The sequence below is a fragment of the Actinoplanes sp. NPDC021490 genome, from assembly GCF_055562135.1.
Genome location: NZ_JBVHFW010000001.1, coordinates 211,814 through 231,312, shown reverse-complemented (window position 1 = coordinate 231,312; position 19,499 = coordinate 211,814). Strand labels below are relative to the sequence as shown.

Annotated in this window: 17 protein-coding genes; 3 read left to right on the top strand and 14 right to left on the bottom strand. The window is 70.5% G+C overall.

Features of this window, described 5'->3' with window-relative positions; genetic code table 11:
- Positions 1–33 precede the first annotated feature (33 nt).
- The 7 genes from ACZ3I4_RS01080 to ACZ3I4_RS01050 all read right to left on the bottom strand — a co-directional run bounded on the left by ACZ3I4_RS01080 (position 34) and on the right by ACZ3I4_RS01050 (position 10,380).
- Positions 34–2,397 (bottom strand): glycoside hydrolase family 65 protein, encoded by a 2,364-nt coding sequence (locus ACZ3I4_RS01080; protein WP_465379798.1) that lies wholly within the window; start codon positions 2,395–2,397, stop codon positions 34–36.
- A 61-nt stretch (positions 2,398–2,458) separates the two neighbouring features.
- A complete protein-coding gene (locus ACZ3I4_RS01075) occupies positions 2,459–3,199 on the bottom strand; it encodes an HAD family hydrolase (RefSeq protein WP_465380437.1) in 741 nt (246 codons plus the stop codon).
- Between the two features lie 90 nt (positions 3,200–3,289).
- On the bottom strand, positions 3,290–3,799 hold the full coding sequence (locus ACZ3I4_RS01070) for an ATP-binding protein (RefSeq protein ID WP_465379797.1): 510 nt from the start codon (positions 3,797–3,799) through the stop codon (positions 3,290–3,292).
- Between the two features lie 69 nt (positions 3,800–3,868).
- Positions 3,869–4,753 carry a hypothetical protein gene (locus ACZ3I4_RS01065; RefSeq protein ID WP_465379796.1) on the bottom strand — a complete coding sequence of 295 codons (885 nt, stop codon included), beginning with the start codon at positions 4,751–4,753 and terminating at the stop codon, positions 3,869–3,871.
- Positions 4,754–4,887: 134 nt separating this feature from the next.
- Positions 4,888–6,186: an ABC transporter ATP-binding protein gene (locus ACZ3I4_RS01060; protein WP_465379795.1), complete on the bottom strand. Its 1,299-nt coding sequence runs from the start codon at positions 6,184–6,186 to the stop codon at positions 4,888–4,890.
- Between the two features lie 133 nt (positions 6,187–6,319).
- Positions 6,320–8,473: a bifunctional glycosyltransferase/CDP-glycerol:glycerophosphate glycerophosphotransferase gene (locus ACZ3I4_RS01055; RefSeq protein WP_465379794.1), complete on the bottom strand. Its 2,154-nt coding sequence runs from the start codon at positions 8,471–8,473 to the stop codon at positions 6,320–6,322.
- On the bottom strand, positions 8,470–10,380 hold the full coding sequence (locus ACZ3I4_RS01050) for a DUF5941 domain-containing protein (RefSeq protein WP_465379793.1): 1,911 nt from the start codon (positions 10,378–10,380) through the stop codon (positions 8,470–8,472). The genes ACZ3I4_RS01055 and ACZ3I4_RS01050 overlap by 4 nt, the downstream gene beginning before the upstream one ends.
- A 212-nt stretch (positions 10,381–10,592) precedes the next feature.
- Here ACZ3I4_RS01050 and ACZ3I4_RS01045 point away from each other — a divergent pair, with 212 nt between their 5' ends.
- On the top strand, positions 10,593–10,775 hold the full coding sequence (locus ACZ3I4_RS01045; RefSeq protein ID WP_465379792.1) for a PspC domain-containing protein: 183 nt from the start codon (positions 10,593–10,595) through the stop codon (positions 10,773–10,775).
- A gap of 89 nt (positions 10,776–10,864) precedes the next feature.
- Here ACZ3I4_RS01045 and ACZ3I4_RS01040 read toward each other — a convergent pair whose 3' ends face one another.
- From ACZ3I4_RS01040 to pdxH, 7 genes are read right to left on the bottom strand one after another with little or no spacing between them, the layout of a single operon-like run.
- Positions 10,865–11,623, bottom strand: coding sequence for a DUF4230 domain-containing protein (locus ACZ3I4_RS01040; protein ID WP_465379791.1), 759 nt, complete (start codon positions 11,621–11,623; stop codon positions 10,865–10,867).
- 42 nt (positions 11,624–11,665) lie between these two features.
- Positions 11,666–12,832, bottom strand: a complete 1,167-nt coding sequence (locus tag ACZ3I4_RS01035) for an acyl-CoA dehydrogenase family protein (protein WP_465379790.1) — start codon at positions 12,830–12,832, stop codon at positions 11,666–11,668.
- Positions 12,832–13,125, bottom strand: coding sequence for a type II toxin-antitoxin system VapB family antitoxin (locus tag ACZ3I4_RS01030; protein WP_465379789.1), 294 nt, complete (start codon positions 13,123–13,125; stop codon positions 12,832–12,834). Before ACZ3I4_RS01030 ends, ACZ3I4_RS01035 begins: the two co-directional genes overlap by 1 nt.
- 53 nt (positions 13,126–13,178) lie before the next feature.
- Positions 13,179–13,787, bottom strand: a complete 609-nt coding sequence (locus tag ACZ3I4_RS01025; RefSeq protein WP_465379788.1) for a nitroreductase family protein — start codon at positions 13,785–13,787, stop codon at positions 13,179–13,181.
- 7 nt (positions 13,788–13,794) lie between these two features.
- A complete protein-coding gene (locus tag ACZ3I4_RS01020) occupies positions 13,795–14,715 on the bottom strand; it encodes an aldose 1-epimerase family protein (RefSeq protein ID WP_465379787.1) in 921 nt (306 codons plus the stop codon).
- A 10-nt stretch (positions 14,716–14,725) separates the two neighbouring features.
- Positions 14,726–16,027 carry an MFS transporter gene (locus ACZ3I4_RS01015; protein ID WP_465379786.1) on the bottom strand — a complete coding sequence of 434 codons (1,302 nt, stop codon included), beginning with the start codon at positions 16,025–16,027 and terminating at the stop codon, positions 14,726–14,728.
- Positions 16,024–16,650: a pyridoxamine 5'-phosphate oxidase gene (gene pdxH / locus ACZ3I4_RS01010; RefSeq protein WP_465380436.1), complete on the bottom strand. Its 627-nt coding sequence runs from the start codon at positions 16,648–16,650 to the stop codon at positions 16,024–16,026. Before pdxH ends, ACZ3I4_RS01015 begins: the two co-directional genes overlap by 4 nt.
- A gap of 211 nt (positions 16,651–16,861) precedes the next feature.
- On the opposite strand from pdxH, the gene ACZ3I4_RS01005 reads away from it, so the two are divergent.
- Positions 16,862–17,968 carry a citrate synthase 2 gene (locus tag ACZ3I4_RS01005; protein ID WP_465379785.1) on the top strand — a complete coding sequence of 369 codons (1,107 nt, stop codon included), beginning with the start codon at positions 16,862–16,864 and terminating at the stop codon, positions 17,966–17,968.
- Positions 17,965–19,086 carry a phosphoserine transaminase gene (serC, locus tag ACZ3I4_RS01000; protein WP_465380435.1) on the top strand — a complete coding sequence of 374 codons (1,122 nt, stop codon included), beginning with the start codon at positions 17,965–17,967 and terminating at the stop codon, positions 19,084–19,086. The genes ACZ3I4_RS01005 and serC overlap by 4 nt, the downstream gene beginning before the upstream one ends.
- Positions 19,087–19,499 lie beyond the last annotated feature (413 nt).

Genomic DNA, 19,499 nt, shown 5'->3' with positions numbered 1-19,499 from the left:
GTGCGAACCCGGGGCCCTTTTCCGTGTCGTGGATCAGCTGGTCATGCGCCGCACCGGGGCGCGGCCGAGCGGCTGGCTCGGCGCCGGGCCGACCGGGTGGGCCGGCGGAATCGGCACGACCACCGGCTTGACCTGGGTAACCTCGACGTCCTTGCCGTGGTGCTGGAGCACCAGGCGGGCCGAGCCGCCGCCGTTGCGCAGCGAGTAGGTGACCTCGTCGGCGGTCACGTTGACGCGCAGCCGCAGACCCCGCCAGAGCAGCGAGAACTCCAGGCTGTTGATACGGCTGGGCAGGCGGGGCGAGAACGACAGCTGGCCGTTGAAGTCGCGCATGCCGCCCAGGCCGGCCACCAGCGACATCCAGGTGCCGGCCAGCGAGGCGATGTGCAGGCCGTCCCGCGAGTTCTGGTGCAGGTCGTGCAGGTCCATCAGGGCGGCCTCGCCCAGATAGTCGTGCGCCAGCTCCAGGTGCCCGGTCTCGGCCGCCATCACCGCCTGGACGCAGGCCGACAGCGACGAGTCGCGTACGGTCCGGGCGTCGTAGTAGGCGAAGTTGCGGGCCTTCTCCTCCGGGGTGAACGCGTCACCGCGGATGTACATCGCCATGACCAGGTCGGCCTGCTTGACCACCTGCTTGCGGTACAGGTCGAAATACGGGTAGTTGAGCAGCAGCGGATAAGCCTCGGGCGGAGTGTTCTCGAAGTCCCACTCCTGCAGCCGGGTGAAGCCCTCGGACTGCTGGTGAACACCCAGTTCGCGGTCGTACGGGATGTGCACCGAGGCCGCCGCGTCGCGCCAGCTCGCCGTCTCCTCGTCGTCCACGCCCAGCTTGCGGGCCAGGTCGGGGTGACGCTTGGCCGCGTCGGCCGCCGTCATCAGGTTCTGCTGAGCCAGCAGGTTGGTGTAGATGTTGTCGTCGACCACGGCCGTGTACTCGTCCGGGCCGGTGACGCCGTCGATGTGGAAGCGCCCGTGCCGGTCGTGGTGACCCAGCGAGCGCCACAGCCGCGCGGTCTCGACCAGCAGCTCGAGGCCCACCTCGCGCTCGAAGTCGTAGTCGCCGGTGGCCTGCACGTAGCGGCGGACGGCGTCGGCGATGTCGGCCCCGATGTGGAAGCCCGCGGTGCCGGCCGGCCAGTACGCCGAGCATTCCTGCCCGCGGATCGTGCGCCATGGGAAGGCCGCGCCCTGCAGACCGAGCGTCTGAGCGCGCTCCCGCGCCAGATCCAGCGTCGAGTGGCGCCAGCGCAGCACGTCGGCGGCCGCGGAGGGCTGCGTGTACGTCAGCGCGGGCAGCACGAAGGTCTCGGAGTCCCAGAACGTGTGGCCGTCGTAGCCGGGGCCGCTGAGGCCCTTGGAGCCGATCGGGCGCTGCTCGGCCCGGGCGCCCGCCTGGAGCGTGTGGAAGAGGCCGAAACGGACCGCCTGCTGCACCTCGGGGTCACCGTCGACGCGCACGTCGGAGTGGTCCCAGAAAGCGTCCAGATATTCGCGCTGAGCCTCGACCAGGCCCTCCCAGCCGTCGAGCCGGGCACTGGCCAGCGCGGCGCCGACCTGGTCACGCACGGCGGGCAGGGAGCGGTGGCTGGACCACCCGTACGCGGCCAGCTTGACCACGCGCAGCTTCTGGCCGGGCTCGAGCTTGCCGGCCACGGTCGTCCGCAGCCAGTCGGGGTGACCCTCGGTGGTCACGGCGTGCTTGCCGGGCGCCTCGACCAGGTGCTCCATGGCCGCGGCCATGCGCAGGTCGCTGGCCTTGGTGCGGTGCACCAGCAGGCCGCCGGTGCGCTGCTCGAGCACCTCCTCGGACTGCAGCGGGTGATCGAGCACGGCGGCGACCCGCGGGTCCTTGCTCATCGGCGGGAGCTGCTCGTTGGCGACCAGCTCGGACTGCAGGATCAGGCGGGCGGAGTTGTCGAGCGGCTCGACCTCGTAGAGGAAGGCGACGACGGAGCGCTGGGTGAACGACACCATCCGCACGGTGCGCACGCGGATGGCCTGCCCGGACGGCGACACCCATTCGACGGTGCGCTCGAGCGTGCCGGCCCGCAGGTCGAGCACCCGCTCGTGGGACCGCAGCTCGCCGTAGCGCACGTCGAACGGCTCGTCGTCGACCAGCAGCCGCATGAGCTTGGCATTGGTCACGTTGACCATCGTCTGACCGGACTCGGGGAAGCCGTAGCCGGCCTCCGCGTACGGCAGCGGGCGGAGCTCGTAGAACGAGTTCAGATAAGTGCCCGGCAGGCCGTGCGGCTCGCCCTCGTCCAGGTTTCCGCGTATCCCGATGTGTCCGTTGGCCAACGCGAAGACCGACTCGGACTGGGCCAGCAGGTCCAGGTCGAGCCGGGTCTCCCGGATGTGCCAAGGGTCGACGGGATAGGCCCGTTCACGGATCACGGTGGTGCCTCTCGAAAATGAGCAAGAAGGAAGTCTTGAAGATATAAACGCTGATACGTGCTCAGCGCGTCAGGAGTTCGGACAGGTCGGTGACGACGATGTCGGCACCGTTGTCCAGAAGGGCCTGAGTTTGGCCCACCCGGTCAACCCCGATCACGATCCCGAACTGGCCCGCACGCCCGGCGGCCACACCAGCCTGGGCGTCCTCGTAGACGGCACAGCTGGCCGGCGGAAGGCCGAGCTGCGCGGCGGCGTAGAGGAACGTGTCGGGAGCGGGCTTGCCCGGCAAGTTTTGCTCGCGGGCGGTCACACCGTCCACGCGTACCTCGATGAGGTCCGCGATGCCGGCCGCCTCCAGAACGTCCTTGCAGTTGGCACTGGCCGACACGACGGCGCGGCGCAGGCCGGCTTCCTTCGCGGCCTTGAGGTAGTCGACCGATCCGTCGTAGACCTGGACGGCGCCCTCTTTGATCTTCTGCAGGACGAGGAGGTTCTTACGGTTGCCGAGGCCGTTCACGGTCTGCAGGTCGGGACCGTCGTCCGGGGTGCCCTCGGGAAGGGTGATGTTCCGAGAGGCCAGGAAGGTGCGAACGCCATCGGCGCGTGGGCGGCCGTCGACATAACTGTGATAGTCGGCGCCGGGGTCGAACGGCACGAACGCTTGCCCGTGCTGCGCCGACCACGCCTCGAGGAAGGTGTCGAACGTCTGCTTCCACGCAGCATTGTGCACGAGAGCGGTCTGCGTGAGCACGCCGTCAAGATCGAAGAGGCATGCTGTTACTTGAGGAGGTAGTCCGAGCACGCGCCCAATGTAGCCGCACCCGGACACCGATGAGTCCCGAAGGGCACCTTCACATTTCGACGGCGCGTTTACCAGCAGTTCAAAGTGCTATTACCGGCTTGTGTCGACCGGCTCGGCGATCAGGATCCGCAACCCGATCGTGGTACCGATCGGGCCGGTCGCCATGGTGACCTCGTCGCAGAGCTGATAGGCCAGCCAGATGCCGCGACCGCCCACCTCGTACGCCTCGGGGATCTCGGGAGTTGTCAGGTAACGCGCGGGAATGCCGGGGCCGGAGTCGGTCACCGAGCACCAGGCCGAACCGCCGGCCAGCCAGACCACCACCCGGCCGCCGCCCCCGGCGTGCAGCACGACGTTGGTGACCACCTCGTTGACCGCGAGGACGAAGCCGGACAGCCGGTCGCCGCCGAGGCCCACCGCATTCAGCCGGGACGACACCTCATGACGCACAAGGGTGATCTCGTCACGGCCGAAACGGCGGTCGAGCAGCCGGCCGGAGACCGCGGACACCGCCTCGGCGAGGACCCCCGGGGAGACACCAGCCTCCGCCGGCTCCGCGCCCGGAGCCGGTCGCACACCCTGTCGCACTCTGTCCTCCACCGTGGTGCAGCCTACGCGGTTGTGCCACCTCAGTGGCACCACGCGTCCACGATATTGGGCAGTCGGCCTTCAGAACAGGTCGGCGATGGTACGGAAGATTTCGGCGTAGAAGTTGCCGTCGATGTCGCGGTACAGGCTGAAGTCCATGTTCGGGCTGCCGAAGAACGGCCGCAGCGTCCAGGCCAGCTGGGTGCCCACGAAGCCGAAGAGCAGGATCCAGATGTAGAGCAGCGTCATGCTGGGCGGCGTCGGCTGGCTGACCGGGCGCGGCTGCGGGCGGAGCGCGTGCGGGTGGTGCCCGTACGCGGGCGGGATCTGCACCGGTGCGGGCGCGGCGCCGTTGGCCGGCGGCGCACCCTCGGCCGGCGCCCCGGCGGTCACGAGCTCCTTGGCCGGTTCGGCCGCGGGGACGGCGGGCGGGGCCGCGGGGGCGGCCACCTCGGCCGCCTTCGGCGCGAGCAGGCCGTGCTCGTTCAGCACCCGCATGCCGCCGGTCAGGAACCGCAGGCCGACCAGCGCCGAAAGGGCGAGGATGACCACGTTGAGCAGCTTGAAGAACGCGTAGTCGGGCGCGGTGATCAGGAAGAACAGGCTGATCGGCGCGAACGCCAGCGCCAGCATGGCGGTCACGGTCAGCGCGACCATCACGAGGGACAACGACTGCCGGATCGACAGCCGGGCCCCGAAGACCAGGTTGAAGAGGTAGAGGGTGGGCAGGCAGATGGTCAGGGTGGCCAGGAAGAGCAGCGGCAGCTTGCCCGCCGAGGTCAGTGCCATCAGCACGCTGTGGAAGGAACCGAGCACCGCGCCGTAGACGGCCAGGGCCACCACCGAGCTGGCCAGCATCTGGCCGGTGAGCCGGGGCAGGTCGCGATCCTCCACGATCTGCTGCCAGATGCCTTGTCGGTCGCGCAGGATGCGTTCGATTACCAGAAGCCCGGACGCGTTCGCCACGTTCCTACCTCCAGAGGTCGGGTCCGTACCGTCGATACGCCATCGCACCGACGTGTGGGCGGAACGGTACGCCATGGAGGCAAACGGGGGAAGGCCCGCGCTTGCGCACGGGCCTTCGGGTCATGCGAACGGGTTCAGCGCCAGCCGATGTCGATCCGGTCGCCGCGCTCGTCGAAGAAGTGCAGCGCGTCCATCTTCACCGCGACCGAGAGCGGGTGCCCCGGCGAGACCGGCGGGTACGGCGCCAGCCGTACCCCCAGCTCGGCCGGTCGGCGGTGGTGGCGCCCGGGGTCGTTGAGCACGCTCGGGCTGTCGGTCTCGCGGGTCTGCACGGCGGTGCCGTTGGCCCGGCCGGTGAGCCGCTGCAGGGCCCCGCCGAACCGCTTGAGCGCCCCGGCCGGCTCCTCGTCCTCGCGCGCACGGCCGCTCATCTCGTCGACGACGATCGCCGTCGCGCCGATGTCCAGATATGCCAGCGACTCGTGCCCGTGGTGCTCCAGATAGCGGATGCGGCCGCGCAGCACGTCACCCGGCTGGTCCGGCGCGACCGGGGTGAGCGCCTCGGCCCGCATCCCGACCACGATCCGCTCGCCGTGGTAGTGCGCCACCGCGCGCGCCCGGATGTCGTTCCAGGGCAGATAGAGCGCCTGCTCGCCGAAGTTGAGCTCGATGTAGCGCTCGAGATGCACGTAGACGGATGCCTCGAGCAGGTTCATCCGCGGCGCACCCAGGAACGCCGCGACATATAGGGTGGCCGGCCGGCCGTACACCTCGGTCGGCGTGCCCACGTCCTGCAGGACGCCCTTGCGCATGATCGCGACCCGGTCGGCCATGGTGAGCGCCTCGGCCTGGTCGTGCGTCACGTACATGGTGGTGACGCCCAGCTCGCGGGTCAGGCTCGAGATCTCGGCGCGCAGCTCGGCGCGCAGGCCGCTGTCCAGGTTGGAGAGGGGCTCGTCCATCAGGAAGAGGCCGGGCCGCCGCACGATCGCGCGTCCCATCGCGACCCGCTGGCGCTGGCCGCCGGAGAGCTGGCTCGGCTTGCGCCTCAGCACATCACCTATGCCGAGCGCGTCGGCGACGTCACCGACCCGCTCGCCGCGCGGCGCCGGCTCGATCCCCGACAGCTTGAGCGGAAAGCCGATGTTGTCGCCGACCGTCATGTGCGGATAAAGGGCGAAATCCTGGAATACCATCGCGATGCTGCGGTCGCGGGGCGCGAGCTCGAGAACCGGGTCGCCGTTGAGGAGAATGTCGCCTTCGGTGGGGTCCTCGAGCCCGGCGATCATGCGCAAAATCGTGGACTTTCCGCAGCCCGACGGTCCGAGGAGGACCAGAAACTCACCGTCGTCGACGTCGAGGCTGACGTTGTTGACGGCTACTGTGCCGTCGGGCCAGACCTTCGTAACGTCCTTGAGCGAGACGGTCGACACCGCCTACCTCCCCTGCCGGGCAACATCAATGTGATCCCGGTCCCACGACGGCCGGCGATCGGCCTAATTTGACGAGGAGTATCGATGTCACGCCATCGGGTGAACGTGCCATTTGCGCTAAGTGACCGCGTAGTTACGGATTTTTGTCAAGAAATACACGCCGAACGATGCGCTCCGCGGCCTGACCATCGTCGAGATAACAGAAACGCTCGCGGAACACCGCCCGGACATTCCCGGACACTTCATCGGCATACGCCCCGCTGCGGAAGACATCGACCAATGACGTGAAGTCCGTGGCGACCGCGCCCGGCGGCGTGGCCAGAAGATCGAAATATGTGCCTCTCAGATCACGATAGACCGGCCAGTCCGGGGCGAACACGACAATCGGCCGATCCAGTACGGCAAAATCGAACATCGCCGATGAGTAGTCGGTGAGCAACACGTCGGCCGCGAGGTACAGATCCTCGACCACCGGATGCTCGGAAACGTCGACGACCCGAACGTCGTCCGACAGTTCGACGTCGGCCGAGAAGTAATGCCGGCGGACCAGCAGCACGGTGTCCGGCCCGAGCGCCTCGGCCAGCCGTTCGACGTCGATCACCTGCTGCCCGGCCGGCAGCCACTCGCGGTGGGTGGGCGTGTAGAGCACGACCCGCCGGTCGGCCGGGATGCCGAGCTGCTCGCGGGCCGCGGCGCTGTCGGCGGCCGTCGCGCGAGCCAGCCGGTCGTTGCGCGGGTAGCCCACCTCGAGCGTCTCGTGCGAGGTCGGATAGGCCGACTCCCAGGCGATCGTGGTGTGCGCGTTGGCGGTCACGCTGAAGTCCCAGCGGTCGGCCCGCCGCATCTGACCGCGGATGTCCTGGTCCCGTACGCCCGCCGGGTGGTCCACCTGGTCGGCGCCCATCTTCTTGAGCGGGGTGCCGTGGTGGGTCATGACGTGCGTGGTGCCGCGCCGCTTGACCATCCGGTTCGGCCAGTTGACGTTGTTGATCAGATAGCGGGCCCGGGCCAGCGCCCGGTAGTACGGCAGCGTGCCGGCCACCACGTGGTCGGTGCCGGGCGGCAGCGACTTCGCGCGGGCCGGGCCGACGACCCAGACGTGGCGCACCTCCGGCGCCAACTCGGCCGCTTTCCGGGCGATCGCGGCCGGGTTGCAGCTGACCCCGCGGTACCAGTACGCGGCGTAGAGCGCGAGCGACCGGTCGACCGGCATCCGCAACTGCACCCGGTAGTAGAGGTGACCGAGGGCCTGGCGGCCGCGGCGCTTGACGAACCCGCCGGCCCGGCGGGCCAGCCTCTTGACGCGGCGCGCCCGGCCCACGGCGAAATCGAACAACCGCATCGACCGGTAGGAGCCGCGGGCCACCATCCGGTAGCGGACCCCTTCACCGCGCGCGGGCATCGGATAACCGGCGGGCGGAAGGTGCTGCCGGTACATCTCGTGCATCCGCCGGAAGAAGCGGGCCCGTGAGCCGCGCGGCACCCGGGCGTCGTGCCGCAGCACCCGCAGGAAGTGCCAGATCATCCGGCGGAACAGCATGCCCCGCACCTCGTCGCCGGGCGAGGCGTACTTGCCGGCCAGGGCCAGCGCGTGGTCCCAGTGGTCGAAGACCTCGAAGTGCCGGTCGCCCACCGTCCGGGTGATCGCGCCGGTGCGCCGCTGCCGGTAGTGCACGCACGTCCGCGACAGGGTGGTGATCCGCGGGGCGGCCAGCATGACCGGGAAGGAGAACGAGACGTCCTCGTACCACCCGGCCTCGAAGACGAACCCGAGACGCAGCAGGAACTCCCGCCGGACGACCTTGTTCCAGGCCACGTGCAGGATGTTGAGCACCCGCGGCCACTGTTCGACCGAGAACACCGTGGGCGCCTCGGCGAAGACCTTGCGGGCCGATCCGGGCTGCACCCGGCCGTCCCAGTGCACCCGATCCCAGCCGACGATCAGCAGGTCGGCCTGGGTCGAGCGGAGCCGGGCGGCCACCGCGGCCAGCGAACCGGGCGCGAGCCAGTCGTCGGAGTCGACGAACCAGACGTACTCGCCGGTGGCATGCTCGAGGCCCAGATTGCGGGCGCGGCCCAGACCGAGATTCTCGGGGGCGGTCACGACCCGTACGCGGGGATCGCGGGCGGCGTATTCGGCCAGGATCGCGCCGCTGTGGTCGGGCGAGCGGTCGTCGACGGCGACCACCTCGAAGTCGGTGAACGACTGGCTCAGCAGCGAGTCGAGACACTGCCGCAGGTATCCCTGCACCTTGTAGACCGGCAGAACGATGCTCAGGAACGTCACGAGCGGGTGCCACCTGTCCGCCAGTCGGCGATCGCCTTGACTCCGAACATGCCGCCGACCAGCACGGCCAGGACGACCACGCCGAGGGTGGGCACCCCGGCCAGGGCGGCCACGGTCAGCAGCAGCACCCGGCCGTCCCAGCCGAGCGGATCGCCACCCGACCGGCCCGCCGGTGCGCCCTTCTCCATCCGCGCGACCAGGTCGTAGTGGTGCAGGGTCAGCATGAAGAGCAGCAGGAAGGTGACCGGGGTCGGCACTGCGCCGGACGCCCCCACGGCCACCACGGTCAGAAACTCGGCCGCGCGCAGGGCGGCCGGGATCAGCCAGTCGAGCGGGCCGCCGTGCCGGGACCGGGCGGGCATTCCGGCCCCGAGCACGAGCACCGCCGACAACGCCACCGCGACCTTGGCCGGCGGGTCGATCCACCCGGCCAGCAGGGCGACCACCAGGGCCAGGGGCGCCACGGCGGCCAGGGCGGCGAAGGGCAGCGGAGCCGGCAGCCCGGCCCGGCTCAGCCCGGCGCGTACGAGAAGGCCGTCGTCACGGAAGCGGGCGGTGTCGACCTTGTCGAGCACGCCGACGCGCATGCTGATCGCCCGCAGCGACCGCAGGGCCAGCGTGTACGCCGCCGCGAAGAGCCCGCAGACCACCATGGCGGCCAGCGCGATCCGCCCGTTCGTGAAGATCGCCAGCACGGCCATCAGCGCCCAGCGCTCCCCGATCGGGAACACCACGATCCGCTTGAGCCAGTACGCCACCGAGCCCGTGTCGCCCTGCACCCGGGTCGACGCCGCGCTCAGCCGGGCGCCCACTCCCCCGGCGGCCTGCGGACGCGGATGGGCGGCGGCCTCGTCGTGCAGCGCGCCGTACCAGGCGTCGGTCATGTGCCGCACGGTCTGCAGCACGATCGCGGTGATGGCCAGCGGCCACGCGTACGGCAGACCGATGCGCTCGGCGCCCGCGGCGAGCCCGGCGTAGGCCGCGTACTCCTTGGCCCGGTCGGCCATCGTGTCGAGCCAGCCGCCGAACGCGCCGAACCGCCGGGTGTACCGGGCCAGCTGGCCGTCCACGCAGTCGAGCACGAAACCCAGGTAGAGCAGGATGCCGCCGGCGATCATGGCGGGGCGCGACGCCTGCCAGAACGCGAGGGCGGCCGCGACCGCGAACAGCACCGAGATGGCCGTGACACCGCTCGGGGTCAGGCGGAGCCGGGCCGAGGCCTTCGTGACCAGCGGCGACCAGGTGCTCACGGCGTACGTGGTGAAGAAGTCGTCCTTCTCCTTCACGGCCATCCGCAGGCGGGCCCGGTCTTCGTCGACCGCCGCGACCTGCTCGCGGGCCCGGGCCAGTTCGGCGGTGTCGTGCACGAGATCGGCCTTGAGTAGCCGCAGCGGGGTCGCGACCGGCACCAGACCGGCCTCGAGCAGCGCGGGCAGCAGCTCCTTCTCGTCGGTCTCGGCCACGGCGGCGAGCAGCGGCAGGTCGGCCGGGGCCACGCAGATCGCGCCGAGGTAGCGCACGTTGCCCGGCCCGTCCGTCGCCGGGAGCAGCTTGCCGCGGTCTTCGCGCAGGTCGCCGGCGGGGTCGGGGACGACCAGCGCGGTGCTGCGCCCGGCCGGCTCGGTGGCCAGCATCCACAGCAGACTGGGATGCGCGACCAGGTTGCCGGCACAGATCAGAACCGGCTCGTGAGCGCGGCGGGCGACGTCGCGCAGGGCGTCGGGGCCGGACTCGACGGAGCTTGCGCCGGCCGCTCGCAGGGCCGCGGACAGCTCGGCGGCGAGCCGTTCCGCGTCGGCGGGGTCGAGGGCGTTGCCGGTGCCGGCGTGCAGGACGGCCAGCGTCACCGGGATGTCACCGACTGCCTCCTCGTCGCCGCACGGCCGCCTCGGGGCGAAACCGTCCATCGGCATAACTCAACCCGCCACGCCTCCGAGGCGGGCGGCTGGAAATCGGACCCAGGTTAACAGCGGGAGGCGTACGGGTACGGGTCACCCTTACGGGAGCTGAGCCGTCCTTCTCCACCTGCGGACCGAGGGCGGACGGTCACCGCGTGCTTACCGTTGAACAGGAAGCCGGTGATCAAGCCGGCTCCCGAAACAGAAGGAGTGAAGTCACTGTGGCTCGCCGCCTCGCTCGCCCCCGGGACAACCGCTGGATCGCCGGTGTCTGCTCCGGCCTGGCCCGCCGCTTCGGCATCTCGCCGAACATCATGCGGCTGATCTTCGTGCTCTCCTGCCTTCTGCCCGGGCCCCAGGTCCTGATCTACATCATCCTCTGGGTGATGCTGCCCAACGAGTGACGCGTTGACCTCCGGCGACCTCTCCTGACGCGCCGATGATCGCCGGACGCCGCCGTCCCCGCCCCCGGGCCGGCGGCGTCCGGTTCCCTTTACGGCGCGCTGAACGTGACCGTCACCGTCTGGTAGCCGAGGCGGGTGAACAGGCTCTCGAGCATTCGCTGGGTGTTCTGCTTGGCGCGCTCGTCGAGGCCGCTGGCCCGGGCCGCCTCGGTGATCCGCTGCTGGGCCAGCGCGTACACCTGTTGCTGTTTGGCCGGATCGCTGCGGAAGGCGTCGCCGATGCGGTTGAACAGACCGCGCTCCTCGGCCACGACGTAGCTCTTCTGCATGTCGAGGTTGGCCGTGCCCTGCTGCGGCGGCGGCAGGCTGATGGTCACCGTGTTCTTCTCGTCGTCGACCTTGAGAGCGTCCTCGGCGAGCGAGCCGAACTCGACGTACTCCTCCACCGTGCCCGAGCCGACGAACAGCGTGCGCCGGTTGACCAGGAAGTCGGGGATGTTCTCCTTGTTCTCCTGCAGGTCGACGATGACCTGGAAGGTGCCGTCGGCCGCCACGTAACGGCTGAGGTCGCGCATCGACTGCAGCAGCACCGGCTGGCTGCGGTCGGTGGTCTTGTCGGAGAACGGGTTGTCGAAGCCGGGGAGCACGTTTACCGCGCGCAGGCCGAGGCAGGCCGCGACCATCAGCGCGAAAACGAAGAACGTGAAGATCAGCAGGCGGGCGAAGCCGCTGACCCGGGACGCGCGCTCCGGCGGGGCCGGGGGCTGTTCCGGCGCGGACGGGTATTCACGCGTCGGGTCGTCGACAGCCGGCGTGACGTCGGAGGAGACGTCCGGTGACTTGGCCATGACATCAAGGTACGAGGCGGGTACGACATTCGCAGCGAACGCTCAGGCGAAAGCGTTCAATCCGGTCAATTTCTGGCCGATGACCAGCTGATGGATCTCGGAAGTTCCCTCGTAGGTCAGGACGCTCTCGAGATTGTTCGCATGGCGCATAACCGGATATTCCCCGCTGATGCCGTTGCCGCCGAGGATCGTCCGGCACGTCCGCGCGATCGCGATCGCCTCGCGCACGTTGTTGAGCTTGCCGATGCTCACCTGCTCGGGCCGCAGCGAGCCGGCCGAGTCGCGCAACCGGCCCAGGTGCAGGGCCAGCAGGAAGCCCTTCTGCAGCTCGAGCGACATGTCGGCCAGCTTGGCCTGGGTCAGCTGGAACCCGCCGATCGGCCGGCCGAACTGCTCCCGCGTGGTCGCGTAGTCGATCGCCACCCGCAGGCAGTCGCGGGCGGCGCCCATCGAGCCCCAGATAATGCCGAACCGGGCCTCGGTCAGGCAGGACAGCGGCGCCTTGAGCCCGCGCGCCTCGGGCAGCCGGGCCGCCTCGGGAAGGCGTACGCCATCGAGGCTGATCTCGCCCGTGCTCGAGGCGCGTAGCGACATCTTGTGCCTGATCTCGCGCGCCGAGAAGCCGGGCGTGTCGGTCGGCACGGCGAACCCGACCACGCCCTCCTCGGCGCGGGCCCAGATCACGGCCACGTCGGCCAGCGGCGCGTTCGTGATCCACATCTTGCCGCCGTCGAGGATCCAGTCGTCGCCGTCGCGGCGGGCGCGGGTCGACATGTTGGCCGGGTCGGAGCCGTGGTCGGGCTCGGTCAGGCCGAAACAACCGATCAGCTCGCCGGCCGCCATGCCGGGCAGCCAGCGTTGCTTCTGCTCCTCGGAGCCGTACTTCCAGATCGCGTACATCGCGAGCGAGCCCTGCACGCTGACCAGCGAGCGGACCCCGGAGTCGGCCGCCTCGAGCTCCATGCAGGCCAGCCCGTAGGACACGGCCGAGGCGCCGGCACAGCCGTACCCCGTCAGGTGCATGCCGAGCAGGCCGAGCTTGCCGAATTCGAGGGCGAGATCGCGGACCGGCGTGGTGCCGGTCTCGTACCAGGTGGCGACGTCGGGGCGCACCCGCTCGTCGGCGACGCGGCGCACCACCTCGCGGATGTCGCGTTCCTCGTCGTTGAGCAGGGTGTCGACGTCGAGAAGGTCGAGCGGGGCGGCCATCAGTCGACCACCAGCACGCGTGCGTGGATCTGGTTGCGCTGCTGCAGGGCCGCCCGCAGCGCGCGGTGCAGGCCGTCCTCCAGATAGAGGTGGCCGTGATATTCGACGACGTGCGGGAAGAGGTCGCCGTAGAACGTCGAGTCCTCGGCGAGCAGCTTGTCCAGCGCGAGCTCGCGTTTCGTGGTGATCAGATCGGCCAGCCGGATCGGCCGCGGCGGGATCTCGGACCACGCCTTGAGCGTGGTGTGATGATCGGGATACGGGGCCCCGTCCCGGACCGCCTTGAAGATCACGGCCGATCCCCCTCTCCGAACCTGTCGTGCCGCACAGCGTTGCCAGCCTAGCCCTATTCCGACGCGGCCCATCGGCCATGATGCACCACATCGTCCACCGGGCGGTGTCCGCGCTTGAGTGACGGAGACCTCTTGTCCGGTGCCCGATAGCCCACGGTGAGCACACCGATCGGGCTGAACTCGGCCGGAACACCGAACGCGTCCTTGAAGCCGGGGATGGCCGGCACCGGGATGCCGAAGAAGCACGATCCCAGTTCCTCGTTGACCGCGCTGAGGTGCATGAGCAGCGCGGCGAAGCCGGTGTCGATGTCCCAGTACGGCACCGGCCAGCGCGCCTCGTCCCGGTCCGTCCAGCCCTTGTCGGGCTGGGCGTAGCGCTCGAGATAGGCCGACTTGTTGGAGAAACAGACGATGATCACCGGCGCGGTGCGCATCCGGGTCAGCCACTCGTCCGGCGCGTCCGGCGACGCGGTCGACGACCAGTAGAGATCGCGGTCCGCCGGCTCGGTCAGGACCAGGAAGCTCCAGCCCTGCGAGAAGCCGGCACTGGGCGCGCGCAACCCGTGCCGCACGATCTTGTCGACGATCTCGGGCGGGACCGGGCGGTCGGGATCGTAGCTGCGCACCATCCGCCGCTTGCGCAGGACGTCATCGAACTCCACGGAGACGTCAGCCCTTGATTCCCCACGAGGCCGCCCAGCGCTCGCCCGGCGCCAGCACGATCAGGTCGCGGCCGGTGCGGAACGAGTCGGGCGGGCAGGTCATCGGCTCGATCGCCACCGACCGGCGGAACCGCTCGCCGGTCAGCGTGTCGCCCGTGAAGACCTGCCAGTACTTGAACTTGTCGTCGGCCCAGACCACCACCTTGCGGTCGGAGGACGGGTCGGCGATGGTCACCTCGGTGAGGCCGTCGGCGCCGTGAGTGATGTCGCCGAACGTGGTGTCGAGCACCAGGTCGCCGATCTTGCGGGGCTCGGTGAAGTCGTATTCCGTGCCGGCTACCGCACTGGCCCCGATCGGCAGCAGGCGGCTGTCGGCCACGATCCGGGCGCGTCCCGGCACGTGCAGCAGGGTGTCGTTGACGGTCACGCCGGGCAGTTGCACGTACGGGTGCACGGAGTAGCCCCACGGCGCGTTCGACGACGAGTTGTTGACAACCTCCTGGTCGCAGCGCAGACCCTCGGCCGAGACCGACCAGGTCGACCGCAGGGTCAGCCACCACGGATAGCCGATCTGCGCGGGCAGGTCGAACTGCAGGGTCACCGACGACGCGGACCGCTCGGCCAGCGTCCAGCGGCTCCAGTTGACCAGGCCGTGGATGGCGTTGTGCCGGGCCGGCTCGGTCAGCGACAGCTGATAGGCCTGCTCCTCGAACGTGTACTGCCCGTCGCGGATGCGGTTGGGCCACGGCGCGAGGATCTGGCCGGCCGAGGCCGGGGACAGCTCGTCGGCCTCGAAGCCGTCGAGCACTGCCACGTCGCCCGCGGAGTAGCCGCGGAGCGAGCCGCCGACCTCCACGACGACGGCGCTCTGCCCGTCCGCCTCGATGGACCACTGGGTGCCGGACTTCGCGGCAACGACACTCGTCATGGCTTGGACATTATCGGTTGGCGTCGTCGTCCGTACCGGCGGCTTGCACTGCGGGCGGGCGGTATTTGAGCAGGGCCGGGAAGGCGGCCGCCAGCACGACGGCCAGACCGGCCGCCGCGAACCCGCCGCCGGCCCACGAGACGGCCGGCGAGGTGAGGTCGGCGGTGGCCCCCGCGCGCAGGTCACCCAGGCGCGGCCCGCCCGCGACCACCACCGTGAACACGCCCTGCAGGCGGCCGCGGAGCCGGTCGGGCGCGTACACCTGCAGGATCGACTGCCGGTAGACGGCGCTGACCAGGTCGGCCGCGCCGCCCACGGCCAGCAGCAGCACCATCAACCACAGGCTGTGGGCCAGGCCGGAGAGCCCGATGGCGATGCCCCAGGCGACCACGGCGATCACCAGCGCCACGCCCTGCCGCTTGACCCGGCCGATCCAGCCCGACGTCAGGCCGCCCACCACCGAGCCGATCGCGATCGCGCTGAACAGCCAGCCCACCGCCCAGTCGCCGCCGAACCGGTCGGCGGCGACCTCGGGGAACAGCGCCCGGGGCATCGCGAAGACCATCGCGATGATGTCGACCCCGAACGACAGCAGCAGCACCGGCTGCGTGACCAGGAACTTCAGGCCGACGGCGATGCCCTTGAACCCGGCCGTGGGCTTGTCCTCGCCGGGCGCGTGCTCGATCGGCGGGATCGCCGGCAGCTTCCAGGTGGCCCAGAACGAGATGGTGAAGAGCACCGCGTCGACCAGGTACGCCGTCGTGATGCCGGCGCCGGTGCCGGAGACCGCGAAGATCAGGCCGGCGGCCAGCGGCCCGAGCACGCCACCGGCCGTGGTGGTCGTATAGGCGAGCGTGTTGGCCGCGGGGACCAGCCCGGCCGGCACGATCCGCGGGATGATCGCCTGCCGGGTCGGCGAGCTGATCGCGAACCCGGCCGACTGCACGGCGGTCAGCGCGAGCAGCAGCCAGGCGCTGTGCACGGCGAACAGCGCCTGCGCGAGCAGCCCGACGGTCGCGATCCAGGCCAGCATCGAGCTGGCCAGCAGCAGTTTGCGCCGGTCGACCACGTCGGCCGCCGCGCCACCCCACAGTCCGAAGATCAGCAGCGGGACCAGACCGGCGATGCCGAGCAGGCCGACCCACCCCGAGGAGCTGGTGATCGCGTACATCTCGACCGGGACGGCCACCGCCGTGAACTGGAACCCGAAGAACGAGACGCCGTTGCCGACCCACATCCGCCGGTACGCGGTGACCCGCAGCGGCCGGATGTCGATCACCCACGACTTGCGCTCGGACACCTGCTGGGTCACGGGGCCAGCCTCTCCACGACCCAGGAGCCTTCCCCCGTACGCCTGTACCGCAGCCGATCGTGCAGGCGGCTGCTCCGCCCCTGCCAGAACTCGACCGTCTCGGGCACGACCAGGAACCCGCCCCAGTGCTCCGGCGGCGGCACCGGCCCCTCGCCGAATCGCTCCTCGACCGCGGCCAGGCCCGCGTCGAGCGTCTCGCGGTCGGGCAGCACCGACGACTGCGGGCTGGCCCAGGCGCCGAGCTGGGAGCCGCGCGGCCGGGTCGCGAAGTATTCCTCGGTCTCGGCCCGGGACACGCGCTCGACCGCCCCGGACACCAGCACCTGGCGCTGCATCGGGAACCACGGGAAGACCAGGCTCGCGTACGGGTTGGCGGCCAGCTCGGACCCCTTGCGCGACCCGTAGTTGGTGAAGAAGACGAAACCGCGCTCGTCGTACTCCTTGAGCAGGACCGTGCGGGCGCTCGGCCGGCCGTCCGGGGTGGCCGTCGACACGATCATCGCGTTGGGCTCGGGCAGGCCGAACCCGGCCGCGTCGGTGAACCAGGCCTCGAACTGGGTGCGCCAGTCCGCCGCCAGCTCGTTCTCGAGCAGCGCGCCACGCGCGGTGTAGTCGCGCCGCATGCCGGCGGGCGACGGCGGTTCGAGGGTCACGAGCGCTCCTGCTTCGTAGATCGACGGATCGTTAGCACCGCAAACGACCCTAAGTCGCTTCGGGCCGTCCGTCAGGTCGGTGAGGATGGGTGTCGCGGAGAGCACATCGCGGTGGGTCGACCTGCCGTTAGCTGACGAGCAAGATGAAACACCTACAGCATTCCGGCAGCAGGGGAGGGTCGTGACCGACTTCAAGCCCGGGCTCGAGGACGTGGTCGCCTTCGAGACCGAGATCGCCGACCCCGACGACGCCGGTGGCGCGCTGCGATACCGCGGCGTCGACATCGAGGACCTGATCGGCCAGGTCTCGTTCGGCAACGTGTGGGGACTGCTCGTCGACGGGCGGTTCGGTCCCGGGCTGCCCCCGGCGGAACCGTTCCCGGTGCCGGTGCACTCCGGCGACATCCGGGTCGACGTGCAGTCGGCGGTCGCGATGCTCGCGCCGTACTGGGGTCTCGACCAGCTGCTCGACATCAGCGACGAGCAGGCCCGGCGCGACCTGGCCCGGGTGTCGGTCACCGCGCTGTCCTTCGTCGCCCAGGCCGCGCGTGGTCTGGGGCTGCCCGCCGTCCCGCAGAAGGACATCGACAAGGCCGAGACGATCGTCGAGCGGTTCATGCGCCGCTGGCGGGGCGAGCCCGACCCACGGCACGTCAAGGCGGTCGACGCGTACTTCATCTCGGCGGCCGAGCACGGCATGAGCGCGTCCACGCTGACCACCCGCGTGGTCGCCTCGACCGGGGCCGACGTGGCCGCCTGCATCTCCTCCGGCATCGGCGCGCTCTCCGGCCCTCTCGACGGCGGCGCCCCGGCCCGGGTGCTCACGATGCTCGAGGACGTCGAACGCAGCGGCGACGCCGAGGGGTACGTCCGCGACGTGCTCGACCGCGGCGAGCGGCTGATGGGCTTCGGCCACCGGCTCTACCGGGCCGAGGACCCGCGGGCCAACGTGCTCAAGCGCACAGCCCGCGAGCTGGGCGCCCCGCGCTACGAGGTGGCGATCGCGCTCGAGCGGGCCGCGCTGGCCGAGCTGCAGGCCCGCAAGCCCGACCGGCCGCTGCCGACCAACGTGGAGTTCTGGTCGGCCGTGGTGCTCGACTTCGCCGAGGTGCCGGGCCACATGTTCAGCTCGATGTTCACCTGCGCGCGGGTCGCCGGGTGGAGCGCGCACGTGCTGGAGCAGAAGCGCCTGGGCCGGGTCGTGCATCCCACCGTCCGCTATGTAGGACCGGCGGCCCGCAAGCCGCAGCAGGTCGAGGGCTACGACATCCTGCCCCATAATGTGTGACCGTGACTGACATCCGGATCCCCGACACGATCAGGCCCGTCGACGGACGCTTCGGCTCCGGCCCGAGCAAGGTGCGCCCCGAGGGCGTCGAGTCGCTGTCCGCGGTGTCCCGCACGTTCCTGGGCACCTCGCACCGGCAGAAGACGGTGAAGGACCAGGTGGCCCGTCTGCGCCGCGGCCTGGCCGAGTTCTTCTCCATCCCCGAGGGCTACGAGGTGATCCTTTCCAACGGCGGCACGAGCGCCTTCTGGGAGACGGCAGCCTTCGGTCTCGTACGGGAAAAGGCGCAGTTCGCCGAGTTCGGCGAGTTCGGGGCCAAGTTCGTCAAGGCCGTCAAGGACGCGCCGTTCCTGGCCGACCCGACCGTGCACCGGGCGCCCGGCGGCGAGGCGGCCTACCTCACGGCCGAGGCCGGCGTCGACGTCTACGCCTCGGTCCACAACGAGACCTCGACCGGCGTGGCCGTTCCGGTCCGCCGGGTCGAGGGCGCCGACGCGGACGCGCTGCTGCTCATCGACGCGACGTCCGGCGGCGGCAGCCTCGACGTCGACCTGCGCCAGACCGACGTCTACTACCTGGCCCCGCAGAAGGCGCTCGGCTCGGACGGCGGCATCTGGCTGGCCGTCATGTCCCCCGCCGCCATCGAGCGCGCCTTCGAGATCAAGCGGAGCGGCCGCTACATCCCCCAGTTCCTCGACCTGGTCACCGCGATCGAGCAGTCCCGCCTCGAGCAGACGTACAACACTCCGGCCCTGGCCACGGTGTTCCTGGCAGCCGAACAACTCGACTGGATGAACTCCCAGGGCGGCCTGGCCTGGGCCGTGAAGCGCAGCGCCGAGAGCGCGGCCGCGATCTACGGCTGGGCCGACCGCTCCGCCTACGCGACCCCGTTCGTCACCGACCCCGCCCTGCGCTCCTCCGCGGTAGCCACGATCGACTTCGAGGGCGTCGACGCCGCGGCCATTGCCAAGATCCTGCGGGCCAACGACGTGGTGGACACCGAGCCGTACCGCAAGCTCGGCCGCAACCAGCTGCGGGTCGCCCTCTATCCCACGGTCGAGCCCTCCGACGTGACCGCCCTGACCGCCTGCATCGACTACATCGTCGAACGCCTCTGACCGGCCTCCACCACGTGGTCGAGGTCGGTCGGCGTTGTCGGGGCGGTGCAGCACGGCGACGATCGCGGCCTCGGGCAGCTGGTCACGCACGAGAGTGAGCAGCTGCCGCTCGGCGGCCGGGGTGAAGGCGCTGGTCGTTTCGTCGATCAGCAGCACGTCGGGCCGGTCGGCGCAGGCTGTGGCCAGCGCGACGAGCTGCCGCTGGGCCGCGTCCATCGAGGCGAGCTGTGCCGATCCGGCGTGCGGCCGGCCCAGGGCGTGGGACCAGCTCCGGGCCAGCGCCCGGGCCTCGGGTGAGCACAATTCGTCGAGCGGCAACGGCAGCGGCGGCGGCTCGTTCTCGACCAGCCGTCCCGGCACGGCCCGCAGCAGCGTGCTCTTGCCGGCCCCGGACGGCCCCCGCACCACGGTCA